Origin of the sequence: Burkholderia sp. WSM2232 (assembly GCF_000472545.1) — a bacterium.
GTDB lineage: Bacteria > Pseudomonadota > Gammaproteobacteria > Burkholderiales > Burkholderiaceae > Paraburkholderia.
The window spans coordinates 138,868-151,883 of the sequence record NZ_AWZV01000005.1; the positions used below are offsets into that span (position 1 = coordinate 138,868).

Sequence of the window (13,016 nt, forward strand, 5' to 3'; positions counted from 1 at the left end):
CCGCGGCCGCAGGCTTGGCGGACGAAGGCAACTCCGCTCCGCAAACGGATTGAGCGCCGCCGTCCGCGGGTCTATCTCACGCTTTTGCGTGGTTGAACATCGAGCGCAGGTTGTCCATTGCCATCTTCAGGAAGTCGACCGCGAACTTGTCAAACGCGGGCTGATCCTTAGGGTCGCCCGAACGCGCTTCGCCTGCGATACGGTACGTGGCGGTGCACGCGTTGTCGCCGCGCGGCACGACTTCCATCGACGCCCACATGTTGCCGATATCGAAGGTCGTGTAGATCAGCGTCCACGTCATCTGCATGGCTTCGTCGTCACGCGAGTTGAGCTGCTCGACCACGAGATCGCCGCCGGTGAAAAACTTGTTGCGCAGGGAGCGCAGGCCGGTCGCGGTGCCGGTCATTTCAATGCGTTCGAGGCCCGTGACGAAGCGGTTATAGCCGTCGAAGCGCCCGACGGTTTCCCACACCTTGCGCGCCGGCGCGTTCAGCTCGGCGACGCCCGCATGCACGGTGGTGTCGAGGTTGCGGATCAGCGTGTCGGGGCGCAGTTCATTGCGTACTTTTTGCAACATGATGTTCTCCTTGAACGGTTGGGGTGACGCCTGATGAAGAGTCAAACAATGACCCGGATTAAGAGTTGAAAAGAGCGCTTCAGGCCGATTGGGGAGCATCGTTCGAAGCGTTTCGCGCATCGCGCACTGTGCGCACGGTCGCTGCCGGCCGCGCGGTAGAAGGCGGCGCATGCAAAAAGCCGCTCGTCACGAGGTAGCCGAAATGCGCATTGAGCAAGGCCGCGTTTTTCTCGGGATAAGGCAGGCCGAGACGGTCGAGCGTCGCCGCGGTCATGCTGTGCTCGATTCGCGCCATATCGCCGATGTCTTCCTGCGAGTCGTCGAGGTAGAACGCCACCACGTCGAAGAGCGCGTTGGATTCGTCGATCGACATGAGCCGCTCGCGCCACACCGCCGGGTCTTCGAGCGTCAGGGGATAGCCCAGGCGCGACAACGCGCCGAGGTAGCCTTCCCACGTCAGCGGTTGCGGATTCTGAAAGTGGAAGACGCGCTGTTCGCGCTGCGGATCCAGGCTGCACAAAACGATTGCGCGGGCGAGGAAGTCCACCGGCGTGAAGTCGAACGCGGTGTCGCCCGCAGGCGCGAAACCGAGTTGCAGCGAACCCTTGACGAGCAGCAGCACGCGGTTGCGATCAGGCAGGCAAAAGCCGCTGTGAGCGACCCCGGTGATGTTCCCCGGGCGCAGAATCGTCGCGTCGACTCCGCGTTGCGCTGCTTCCCACACCAGGTGCTCGGACACCCACTTGGTCACGTTGTAGCCGTTATTGACGAACGCGGGTGCGTCCAGCGACGGGCCTTCCTCTATCACCTTGCCATGACTGTCGACAGCGCTCGCCGCGGAGAGCGTCGATACGAAATGCAGCGACTTGTTGCGCCGCTCACAGGCAAGGCGCAGCAGTTCGAGCGTCGACGCGACGTTGGCGCGGTACAGGAACGGGTAGTCATACACGTGGTTCACGTGTGCGCCGTTGTGATAGATCGCGTCGATCTGTCCGGCCAACTGCTCCCACACCGCTTTCGACAATCCGAGACGGTCTTCGGCCAGATCGCCGGTCACGACCTTTACCCGCGGATGCCCTGCAAGAGCGGACAGCCCGTTCGCGCTGAATGCGGCATCCAGCCGGGCGCGGCCCTCGTCGGCGCCGTTCGCGCGGACGAGGCACCACACGGTAGCGTCGGTGTGCGCGATCAGTTCATTGGCGATGAAGCTGCCGAGGAACCCGTTGGCGCCCGTCAGCAGCACGTTCTGGACGCGGAGGGGGTCGGGCCGCAAGCCTTCGAGTGGACGAATCTCGTCAGGCAGACGCATGTCGGCGAATACGCGCGACGGAACCCGATCCCCTTTCTTGCGGTCGCGATCGGTCAGCAGCGACGCGAGCGCTTCGATGGTCGGCTTCTCCATGAAACGCGCAAGCGGCGCGTTCCCGGCCATTTGCCGTTTCACCGCGAGCATGAGCTTCGACACCAGCAGCGAATGGCCGCCCAGGTCGAAGAACGAATCATGGCGGCTGATTTCGGCTTCGTCGAGATCGAGTAACGCGGCCCACAACTGGCGCAACTGACGCTCGGTCGCATTCGCCGGTTCGCCGTCGCGAGCGGCCGCTGCAGCACGTTGCGACGGAATCCGCGCGAGCGCGCCCCGGTCGATCTTGCCGTTGCCGGTGGACGGCAGTGCGTCGAGTACGATCGCTTCGTGCGGCAGCATGTAATCGGGCAGCTTTTCGGCAAGCGCGGCGCGCAGGGCATCGGCGCTGCTGTGCTGGTCGCGCGGCTTGCTCACGAAGATGCGAATGCGCTTGCGATCGTCGACGACGCATGCGCACTGGCTGTACAACTGCGTTGCGAGCGCGGCGTTTTCGACCTCGCCCAGTTCCACCCGGAAGCCGCGAATCTTGACCTGGGCATCGCGTCGGCCAATGAAATGCAACGCACCCTGGTTGTCCCACTGCACGATGTCGCCGGTGCGGTACAGCTTTTCGTCGTGCGCGTGCGGCCAGGCATTGGCTGCATTGGCTGCATTCGCGGCAGGGTCCATCTCCAAGCCCGCATACGGATTCGGCACGAACCGCTCGCGAGTCAGATCCGGGCGGCGTAGATAGCCGTTCGCCACGCCCGCACCGGCCACGCAGAGTTCGCCCGCTTCGCCGGTGCGCACCGGCCGTCCGCTTTCGTCGAGCACATGGCAGCGCACGTTGGCAATCGGGCGGCCGATCATGCGGTTGTTGTCGCTTGCCCCCAGTCGCGCGATCGTGACAAGCACCGTGCATTCCGCGGGACCGAAGATGTTGTGGAACTGGTGTTTCGCGCTGAAGCGCGCGATGGTCTCGGGAAAGCAGACGTCGCCGCCGGTCAGCAGATGCTTGAGCTCGGGCCAGTCGGCAGAAGGCATGACCGCCAGCAACGCGGGTGGCAGGAACGCATGCGTGAGGCGCTGCTGCGCGATCAGATGGCTCAGATCGTCCAGCGCGTGCCGCTGTTCTTCGGTGGGAATCACGAGCGTCGCGCCCGCGAGAAAGGTCGGAAAAATGTCCAGCAGCGACACGTCGAAGGCGACCGTGCAGAACTGCAGCACGCGCGACGCTGCGTTCAGTTCGATGTAGTCGCGGTACCAATGGCAGAAGTGTACGAGGTTGCGATGCGTGAGCATCACGCCCTTCGGCACGCCCGTCGAGCCAGACGTGAAGATGGTGATCGCGCAGCGCCGCGCCCGCTCCTGATCGGCTTCTACCGGCCATGCGGTCGCGTGTATGTCGATGCCGGCCGCGTCGAGCTGCGTGAGGCGCACCACGTCGATCGGCAGACCGGCTAGCACGTCGTCGTCGAAAGCATCGTCGGTGATCAGGCAGTCGGCGCGCGACTGTTCGAGAATGAGGCGCACCCGCTCGAGCGGAAACGATGGATCGAGCGGCAAATAGGCAGCGCCCGAACCGATCGCACCGAGCATGGCGACATACAGCAACGACGACTTGCGCAGCCGCACCGCAATGACACGCGGTGCAGGCTCGTCCCCGGCAACGTCTGCCGTCGCCGTCGCCGTCGCCGTCGCCGCGCCGACGGTGCGAGGCCCGGCCGCCGAAAGCCGTTGGGCGAGCTTCATTGCGGCGCCCACGAAGGTGCCGTAATCGACCACACCGTGCTCGTCGTGCAGTGCGATTGCATCGGGTGTGGCGCGCGCCGTGCGCGACACCATCTCCGGCAGCGACTGCTCCAGTTCGAAGTATTGCTCTGTACGGTTGCTGGCGTGCCAGCCCGCCATTGCCTCGAGATCGAGCGGGCGCTCGCCGGGACGATCCGTTGCGGGCGGACATGCGCTTTCGTCGAGTATGCCGCGGCCGAGCATGCTCACGATCTCATCGAAAAGCTCTCGCGCGGCGACTTCGATTTCAGCGACCATGTCGGCCCCGCATGGGGAGGGCGCCAGTTCGATGGTACGCCTCGCGACTTGCCGCGCCGCGCCCGCGCCATCCGGCGAACGCCATTCGACCGACACGGTCGCCGGCGGAAAGCTTGCGGCGCTGACCCGCAGTTCGAGCACGCGAGCGGTGTTGAATAGCGCCTCGCCGGCCGGATCGGTGCCGCCGCTGCGCACCAGCCAGTCGGGCGCGAGCAGCGCCTGTGGGCGGCCTGCGTGGTCTGCCGCCGGCACCGCGACGCCCAGCGCCGCGGCGCTTTCGTGCAACGGTCCTGGCTGCGTATCGGCAATCACGACGGTGTGGCCGATTTCATGCAGCGCTTCGAGCAGGCTCGCGCCGAGCCGATGATTGCCGCTGACGGCAAAAGTAAGGGTTCTCATGCCCGCTCCTCACAGGTACGCGGCAATCGCCGCGCGCGTGGGTTCGTGTTCCAGCAAGCCCGCCATCTTCAGGAACTTGCGGATGTTGACGATCATTGGATGCCTGGCCGTAATCGGATAAGCCCCTACCATGTCGCTCGCGATCTGCGCCCGGCTCGCGGCAGGCAGATCCAGCGAGTCGATCAGACGGCGGTCGAATTCGAGTTGCAGTTCGTTGGTCAGGTACTCCTTGAGGAAGTACGGCAGACCGATGCCGAGCGCGACCCGCGCGTTCTCGTCGATCTGCGACCAGTAAAGTTTTACCAGGTTGATCCAGAAGACCGAGTGACGGCCTTCGTCGGCGAGATGGTCGGCCATCACACCCTTCACGGAGCGCTTCAGGGTGGCGTCGCGCGAAAACGCGGCGACTTCGGCGGTTACTGTGTTCTCCGAAATAGCGACCGCGAGCAGTTCCATGCCCGCGGCGTATTCGGCCGGCACATACGCAATCGCGCGGGGTATGGCCCGCGACAGTTCGATCTCCTTGTTCTGCTGGATCGGTGCGATGCCGGTGTTGCGCTCCACCTGGTCGAGATAATCCATCGCGACGTAGGCATGGTAGTGCTCGTCGATCACCACCGACATCGCGTCGCTCCTGCAGGCAAACGGAAACTCGAAGGGAAAGCGCGCCTTCGCGATCGCGAGCGCCGTGCGGTTGACGATCTCGGTCTCGAAGATGATCACGTCATTGATGTACTTGTAGAAGCTCTGCAGCAGGATGAAATCCTGTACCTGCGAACCGGCATCGACGATCGTGGGGTGCGCGTAGAGCGGCTGGCGCTCCACCGGGTAGTAACTGAGTGCGTCGTCTTCGACGATGCGCCGGGGGCGCGAGCGGATGGTCGCGCGCTGCTCCCATTGATCCGCGTGACTGACATAACTCTGGAGTGACATCATGGCCATTGCCTCAGGAGAGTATTGGAACCGGAAGGACGCGGGCGCCGGCAGTCGTGCCGCTGCCTTGGGCGCCTGCGCCTGACCCGCAGAGAAGTCAGGCCGCGACGGCGTCTTTCTGCGCGATCAGATGCGCGTGCAGGCCGTCCCACAGGCGAAGCCGCTCGTCGATCGCGGCTATGCCGGCCTCGAGCGCTTCGCGCAGCTTGCGCTCGTCCCCGTCGGCTGCCTCGGCGATCATCGCGCGCGCAGCCGGACCATGTTCGCCGGAGTCCACTTCGATGTGACGGTCCAGGTAATAGGTGAGCAACGGCACACTGGTGCGATCGATCTTCCAGTCGGCCAGCAGCGTGCGGAACATGTCGGGTATCGCGTTCTCGCGACCGTAGAAGAAGTTGCCGAGCACCTGATGTGTCGCTCCTTCGTAGCACGTCGCGAAGGTCGAAGTGACGAAACGGATCACCGGCGCGGGCGCCTGCACCGCGCTCAATGCGGCCTGCACACTGGCGCCTTTGCGCAGCAGCGCCACCATACGGTCAATGCGTTCGGTGGACGCGCCGACATCGCGCATTGCGTGCAGATACAGATCGAAGTGACTCATGTGGCCCTTCGGCGTCTCGTCGCATTCCTCGCCAAGCACGATCTCGTTGATGAGCCGTGCGGCGTTCGCGTTGCGGGGCGCGAGCCAGGGCAACGTGATGGTGGTGAGATCGGCTTGCAACCGCTTGACGAGCGACATGAAATCCCACACAGCGAACACGTGCCATTCCATGAACGTGCGCAGCCCCTGGCGGGTTTCAATTGAATGGAAGATGGGATGGTGGGCGAGCGCCGCATGTTGTTTTTCGAGTTGCGCTTCGAGGGTTTCAATGCTGTTCACGATAGTCATCCTCGTATGTCTCTCAGGTATCGGATAAAGGGAAATACGACCGCGGAGGCCAACCGTTGTCGCGAACCTATTAAGGCAAATTCGGTGCCAGTTAATCAGGCACGGTTGAACAAGGCTTTCCTTTAAATGGCTGGGTATTTAAATCGACAGTTGTTATTCCAGGTGTAGATACTGTTAAACACGTGTCGCCTAATCGTATGAATATTGCGTTTAAAATGGAGCACGGCATTTAACGCGATCGGCTGAACTTGAAAATGAGGATAATCCCGGCGGCGAGGGCGCATCGCGGGCTGCGGGTGCTGAGCTTTGCCAGTCAGGCCTGGGGCGCGGTGCGCCATCTATGCAGTCAGTTTCTTATTCATAGTGCATCATTTATCGAGCAACCAGCATTGATTTGCGACATACAGTGAGCGGGGGGGAGATTGTCTTTCAGGTGACTTATGAAGAGGCCGAAATATAATCGATGGCGTTTTGATTATGCAGGCTGCATCGTCGCCGGTTGTTTGCGCAGCGCAAATAAATAAACCGACCGGAAGGTCATGCGTGGTCCGATTATCTGCCGGTGGCGCCATTATCTGCACTGAGCGCAAGCGGCATAAAAAGGTGACGGCTAAACCAGAAACCGGCGTTCCGATTTTGCGGATACAAACCAGGCTCGCAACTCGCCCCGCAAGCATCCACGGCAGATCGGCTAATCCGGCAGTTGCCGTTTTTGTCGCCCGCGCCGCGCAGCTGTGTCTTCGAGCATGTACAGTTAAACAGGAGATTCCATTCCCGACTCCCGGCCGTCACTATGACGGTGGCTCGGAGTAAGCGATGTCATCGCGCTCGATGACACTGACAAACGGAGGGCATCGTTGTGGCTGATCCATACAACCTTCAACGTTTCGTGGACGCGCAGGAGCCGGTCTATGCGCGCGTGGTCGATGAACTGCGCGCAGGCGAGAAGCGCAGCCACTGGATGTGGTTCATTTTTCCGCAGATAGAGGGGATAGGGCGCACCCCGACCGCACAACTCTACGCGATCACCGGGCTCGATGAGGCGCGCGACTACCTCGCACATCCGCTGCTCGGAGCACGTCTGCGCGAGTGCACGGCGCTCGTCAACGGCATCGAGAGCAAGACGCTCGACGAGATATTCGGCTATCCGGACAACCTGAAGTTCTGTTCATCGATGACGCTGTTTGCGCGCGCGGCGCAAGACAATGAGCTGTTCCAGACGGCACTTCGCAAGTACTGCGACGACGAACCGGATCCGCTGACCGTAGCGAGGCTGCCACGCGACTGATCTGCGATGTAAGCGGGCGGTGCCGGCAGGTTGGATGCCGGGCGCCGCTGAGCAGATAAAGATGCTGCATGGCGGTAAAGGACCCGCGTCGTCAACCACGAGCGAGGCGGGTAAAAGGCAAGAGGCGCCAGTGAATAAGGCCGATTCCGACAGTGAATGCGTCGGACCGGCTGGTTTCTGCAATCCGTATTTCGGCAGTTGAGGGCATCTCAGGCCGCAGATTGCGAAGGGGCTGCGCTCCCTGAACCGGAACGGGCGCGCCACTTCGCTGGCGTCATCCCTACCTGCCGTTTGAACACGCGCTGAAACGCGGCTTCCGACTGGTATCCCACCGCTTCGCCGATCTCGGCGACAGACATGGTTGTTTGCGCCAGTTTGCGCCCAGCGAGCGCCATGCGAATTTCGGTGAGCACGTCGCTCGCCGAGCGGCTGATTGCTTCTTCGAAGTGGCGTGCAAACGTGGCACGCGACATATGACAGAGCTCGGCCAGTTGAGGAAGCGTCCATGGCTTCGCGGGTTCGTCGAACATAGCCGCGAGAGCCGGCTGTAGCCTCTGACGCTGTGCAAGCGCCAGCAGGCCGCGCGGCGCCTGGTCGGTATCGGAGGCGCAACGCAGGGTCAACGCAAACAGGGCGCCCGACAACTGGTTCACCACCGTCGCGCTGCCCGGGCGTTGCTCGAACGCTTCCTCGCGCATCAATTCAATGACCCGCGCAAGCCTGGTTGCTGCAAACGCGGCGTCGCGCGCTTCTGCGTCGCCCTCGCTCACGCTGCTCACCAGCAAACGTCCCGGCAGATGGTCGCGCATCAACTGCTGCGGCACCGCCGGCAGCACGAAGCGGCCGCACAGCACATCGGCGCCACCACGTGCACTGCCGTTCGTGACAACGGTCAAGCCGTTCTCGTGCCGCTCGCGCGCGGGGCGGGGTGCAGTGCCGCTGCCGTCATGCAAGCTGTGCGCGCTGCCGGAAGGAAACAGCACGATATCGCCGGCCTTCATGCGAAGCGCCGGTTCGGCTTTCCCTCCCGCGTCGCTTTCCACCACGGCTTCGCCGCGCAACAGCACGTGATAGGGAAATTCCCACTCATTCGACTCAGGATGGTCGATGCGCCACGGCGAGCCGAAGTTGCACCGCACATCCAGCCGTCCAGTAACCGGCATCAGCGAGAGCAGTCGGTCCAGCAGTTCCATATGAGACGTTTGAGCATGAAGTTGCGGAAGTATGGCATTAAATAACTCGTCGCGTATCCCTACACTGACTCCCATGCCATACGACATGGCTAAGCGGTTCAACCACCACAACCTGAAGGAAGGAGTCAATCATGTCCCGTCTGACCACCATTCGCCCTGAAGAAGCAACTGGCGCGGCAGCTGAAGTGTTCGCGAAGATAAAGAAGGCTGTCGGCAAGGTTCCCAATGCGTACGCTACCGTCGGCACGCACAGCCCCGAAGCGCTTAGCGCTGCGCTCGCGTTCGACGCAGCAGTGTCCGCCAGTACGCTCAGCAAGGCAGATATCGAAGCCATCAAACTGGCTGTCAGCGAACACGTCGGCTGTGACTATTGTGTCGCCGCTCATACGTTGATGGGCAAGCTGGCCGGACTGTCGAGCGATGACATGAAGCAGGTGCGTGCTGGCGTTGCGACTGGCGACGCGAGGCGCGACGCGCTGGTGACGTATGTGCTTACGCTGGTCGGCACGCGTGGCACGGTGCCCGAGGCGGCTGTCGATGCGGTGCGGGCGGCTGGTTACACGGAACGCCAGATCATCGAAATCAACCTTGCCATCGCGTCGATCACGTTCACCAATCTCGTGAATCGCGTGAACGACACGACGCTCGACTTTCCGGCAGTCAAGTAACCCACAGCTCCAGCACCCAGTCCTCGACAGGAGAGATTGTCATGCGCACCATTCGTACAGACGTCGCCGTTATCGGCGCAGGGACGGCGGGGCTGTCGGCTTACCGCAGCGCGAAAGCCGAAGGCCGCACGGCTGTGATCATCGAAGGCGGTGAATACGGCACGACGTGTGCGCGAGTGGGGTGCATGCCGTCGAAGCTGCTGATCGCGGCGGCCGAAGCCGCACATGACGCGAGCCGCGCCGGCGCGTTCGGCGTTCGTGTCGAGGGGGTGCGCGTGGACGGCCAGGCCGTCATGGATCGGGTGCGCAGCGAGCGCGACCGCTTCGTCGGGTTCGTCGTGGAGGGCGTCCACGCGTTGCCCGAAGCGGACCGGCTGGTTGGCCATGTGCGCTTCATCGACGACCGGCTGCTGCAGGTGGGCAGCGATACGCTTGTGCGGGCGGCGAGCGTGGTGATTGCGACCGGCTCCGCGCCGGTCATTCCCGATGTGCTTCGTGGCGTGGGCGAGCGCGTGATCGTGAACGACGACGTATTTGCCTGGCAGACGCTGCCGCGCAGCGTAGCAGTGGTGGGCCCGGGCGTGATCGGATTGGAGCTTGGTCAGGCGCTCGCCCGCCTTGGCGTTGAGGTGAGCGTGTTTGGCGCCCGCGGCAGAGTGGGACCGCTGACAGACCCCGTGATTGTGGAGCAGGCGCGCTCGACCTTTGCGCAAGAGTTTCACTTCGAGCCACGAGGTACGCTCGAGGCGGCGACCGCAGTGGAGGGGGGCGTGCAGATTCGCTATGCGCGCGCGGACGGCAGCTACGTTGAGCGCACCTATGAGTATGTTCTGGCGGCGGCCGGACGACGGCCGAACGTTGCGGATCTCGGCCTCGAAAACACATCGCTCGCACTGGATAGTCAGGGCGTGCCGCACTTCGACCGCGACACGCTGCAAGCGGGCGCGCACCCGGTCTTCATTGCCGGCGACGCGAACGGCATTCTGCCGCTCTTGCACGAGGCCGCCGACGAAGGCCGGGCCGCCGGCCGAAATGCCGCGCTGTATCCGGATGTCGTGCCGCTGGTGAGGCGCGCGCCGCTTGCGATCGTTTTCTCGGCCCCTCAGATTGCCATGGTCGGGGTCCGGTACCGGGACCTCGCGCCGGGTAGTTTTGTTGCAGGCGAAGTGAGCTTCGAAGACCAGGGGCGCAGCCGCGTGATGCTGAAGAACCGCGGATTGGCAAGAGTGTACGTCGAGCGGGCTACACGGCGCTTCGTGGGAGCGGAATGGTTTGGCCCGGCCGCGGAGCACATTGGTCATCTGCTCGCGTGGAGCTTGCAGATGCGGGTCACGGTCGACGATATGCTCGGGATGCCGTTCTACCACCCGGTAGTGGAAGAAGGTTTGAGAACGGCGTTGCGCGATGCGGTAGCGAAGCTGCAAGCTGGGGGGTAGGGGGCAGGACGAGCGGGGTTAGGGATTGTTTGCGGGAGGTGAAGCGCGCAATTTGTCCAGGGAACATTCGGCTCGTGCCTTACTGGACGGCGCATCGGACAACTGATGGTTGCCCGGTCGCCCGCGTTTGCCTGACACCAGTCCGGCAACGCCCGCGGCCTGGTAGCGTTGCACCAGGCGCTCGACCTGCCGCACGCTCAACGCAAGGCGGTCCGCTGCCTGACCTGGCTTCAGACGCCGTTCGCAAACGGCCTGTACAACCTTCAACCGGTCCAGCTCGGTCATCGACAGGGTGATCGTCCCGGATACGTTCATGGCCAGCGCTCCTTGAGGCATGCTGGCCACCAGCCTGAACCCGCAAACACGACATTTCAATCTGGCGCAAACACGACATCTGAACTTTGGACTAACATCGTTTTTGTTGATAATTTATATTATGTAAAGTTCCATGGGATTCCTGAAGTTGTCCAGCGCCGCAGCCTTCGATAAGACCACCGGCGAACCCTATATCTTTATGCAGTACTTCCCGGTCTTCAGCCAGAACGGAACGCGTAAGAACGTCGACGTGGACCCGCTATGGGACCGCGTGGAGGATGAACTGCGGGCGAGGAGTCTTCTTTGGTCTACCGGCATACTTGTCGTAGAACAAAATCAAACTGTCACCGTTGCGACAATCAATCTGTCACAACGCGCAGTGCACCCGGTGAATCGCCCCGGACTTTGCGGAGGCTCCAACTTTTGAGAGAGGGTTAAGCAGGGATCCCGCCAGCATTAGGAGGCCTAGAGGTCTTCGACATGAATGAGTTCAGAGAGCAAGATCATATAGATCGTCACGGCGAAGCTGAAGCTGAGACTGGGGATGTACCTGCCACCGACTGGAATCCATTTCAAAAAAACCGACCGCAACTACGCCGGATGCAAAGCAGCGAACCACCCTTCATTTTCCACAATGCAGCGCCCGATCGTCCGCGGTTTCACAGACGCCGCCACGGGCAATCAAACGCTTCGATCGATCGAAAACAGTTCCCGGTTGATAAAGCCATCGACTTTGCGACGGATGTACGTGCCGTCCTGATTCGCGTAGACCGCATACCCAAGACGATCGTCAGAATTGCGAAGTCCTTGGATTTCTCGCGGCAAGCCGAAGGACTTTTGCCAGACAAACTCATCGTCATGGAGCGTGATCCGGCTTACATGGCCTGGCTGGTCGTCGGCCACGAAGCCGATACCCGCGTACCCGTTCCTAGTCGGGACTCCTTCGTCACCCAGCGGCAGATTCAGGTTCGCACGCACCATCATGCGAATCGGATCATAGCCGCGGGCCAGCGTCATGAGTTCTGCAATCATGTCGCCACCTGGCCGCGGATTCACTTCGATCACGTGAAAGCGCCCGTTTTTGACCTTGAATTCGACATGTGCAAACGTATTGCGTAAGTCGATCGCCGACATGACCGCGAACAGGCCGCGCGAAACCTCTTCTTCAACGTCAGCCTCAAACTGATGCGGAAAGATATGGGCGAGTTCGACGCAGCGTGGCGGCGGCGTGATGAACTTCTTCGTAATTCCAAGGATCCGCCACGCATCGGTTTGCGCATCCCAGACCATTTCGGCGCTAAACTCGTCGCCACCGATATATTCTTCGACGATGAACTTTCTCGATGACGAGTAGCCTCGACTGTTGACCGCCGGCAGGGTCAGGATATCGCTGACCGCTTCACGCATGTCCTCACGACATTCGCATATGCACACCGCCACGCTACCGTTCTCGTCTACGGGCTTGACCACGCAGGGAAAGCCGAAGGGCGGCTCGTCAATCGCTGCTTGCGCGGTTGCTTCATTGAAGACGATGTGGCGCAGCCCGTCACGTGTGCCTGCGAGTTTTTGCCGCAATACGCTCTTGAATCGGCATGCCAGCAACGCCGGCACTGATGGGTGAACACCATTTCCGAGATACTGATTGACGATCGAAGACTGCAGCACTCGGAAATCGTCGAACGCCAAGCACGCGACGATCTTGCGCCCGTATCCATGAACGAAATCGAGGATCTTTCCAATATCGTAGGTATCCACCAATGCAACCTCATCGGCAACATCGGTTGGATTGGTGACCGAATTTCGATACTCGCCAACGTCACGGCTCATGAATACCGTGCGATAACCCAATTCCTTCAAATACCGAATCGCCGAATAGCCGTACCCCGACAAGTTCGACTCAAGGATCAATACAGCGTATTCCACT

At 61.8% G+C, this 13,016-nt stretch carries 11 protein-coding genes; 4 read left to right on the forward strand and 7 right to left on the reverse strand.

All coding sequences use genetic code 11. The features are described 5' to 3' along the window. Positions 1-76: 76 nt before the first annotated feature. The 4 genes from F757_RS0104725 to F757_RS0104740 all read right to left on the reverse strand — a co-directional run bounded on the left by F757_RS0104725 (position 77) and on the right by F757_RS0104740 (position 6,183). Positions 77-577: an SRPBCC family protein gene (locus F757_RS0104725; protein ID WP_027210405.1), complete on the reverse strand. Its 501-nt coding sequence runs from the start codon at positions 575-577 to the stop codon at positions 77-79. A 79-nt stretch (positions 578-656) separates the two neighbouring features. Continuing rightward, a complete protein-coding gene (locus F757_RS0104730; RefSeq protein ID WP_027210406.1) occupies positions 657-4,370 on the reverse strand; it encodes an amino acid adenylation domain-containing protein in 3,714 nt (1,237 codons plus the stop codon). A gap of 9 nt (positions 4,371-4,379) precedes the next feature. Beyond that, positions 4,380-5,306 carry a diiron oxygenase gene (locus F757_RS0104735; protein ID WP_084530729.1) on the reverse strand — a complete coding sequence of 309 codons (927 nt, stop codon included), beginning with the start codon at positions 5,304-5,306 and terminating at the stop codon, positions 4,380-4,382. 94 nt (positions 5,307-5,400) lie between these two features. Next, the gene (locus F757_RS0104740) at positions 5,401-6,183 is read right to left on the reverse strand and encodes a DUF3050 domain-containing protein (RefSeq protein WP_027210408.1); all 783 of its coding nucleotides are present in this window, start codon (positions 6,181-6,183) and stop codon (positions 5,401-5,403) included. Positions 6,184-7,051: 868 nt separating this feature from the next. On the opposite strand from F757_RS0104740, the gene F757_RS0104745 reads away from it, so the two are divergent. Further along, positions 7,052-7,480 carry a DUF1810 domain-containing protein gene (locus tag F757_RS0104745; protein WP_027210409.1) on the forward strand — a complete coding sequence of 143 codons (429 nt, stop codon included), beginning with the start codon at positions 7,052-7,054 and terminating at the stop codon, positions 7,478-7,480. A 209-nt stretch (positions 7,481-7,689) separates the two neighbouring features. On the opposite strand, the gene F757_RS0104750 is transcribed toward F757_RS0104745, so the two are convergent. Then, the gene (locus F757_RS0104750; protein ID WP_035466278.1) at positions 7,690-8,673 is read right to left on the reverse strand and encodes a cupin domain-containing protein; all 984 of its coding nucleotides are present in this window, start codon (positions 8,671-8,673) and stop codon (positions 7,690-7,692) included. 131 nt (positions 8,674-8,804) lie between these two features. On the opposite strand from F757_RS0104750, the gene F757_RS0104755 reads away from it, so the two are divergent. After that, positions 8,805-9,341 (forward strand): carboxymuconolactone decarboxylase family protein, encoded by a 537-nt coding sequence (locus F757_RS0104755; protein ID WP_027210411.1) that lies wholly within the window; start codon positions 8,805-8,807, stop codon positions 9,339-9,341. Between the two features lie 41 nt (positions 9,342-9,382). Next, entirely contained in the window at positions 9,383-10,777 is a 1,395-nt protein-coding gene (locus F757_RS0104760; RefSeq protein WP_027210412.1) for a dihydrolipoyl dehydrogenase, read from the forward strand. Between the two features lie 18 nt (positions 10,778-10,795). Here F757_RS0104760 and F757_RS0104765 read toward each other — a convergent pair whose 3' ends face one another. Then, on the reverse strand, positions 10,796-11,092 hold the full coding sequence (locus tag F757_RS0104765) for a helix-turn-helix domain-containing protein (RefSeq protein WP_332258128.1): 297 nt from the start codon (positions 11,090-11,092) through the stop codon (positions 10,796-10,798). 133 nt (positions 11,093-11,225) lie between these two features. Between F757_RS0104765 and F757_RS32970 the strand changes: the two genes are divergently transcribed. Then, entirely contained in the window at positions 11,226-11,519 is a 294-nt protein-coding gene (locus F757_RS32970) for a hypothetical protein (protein WP_035466283.1), read from the forward strand. A 254-nt stretch (positions 11,520-11,773) separates the two neighbouring features. Here the strand turns inward: F757_RS32970 and F757_RS0104780 are convergent, their stop codons facing one another. Further along, positions 11,774-13,015, reverse strand: coding sequence for an ATP-grasp domain-containing protein (locus tag F757_RS0104780; protein ID WP_198021344.1), 1,242 nt, complete (start codon positions 13,013-13,015; stop codon positions 11,774-11,776). Position 13,016: the final 1 nt, after the last annotated feature.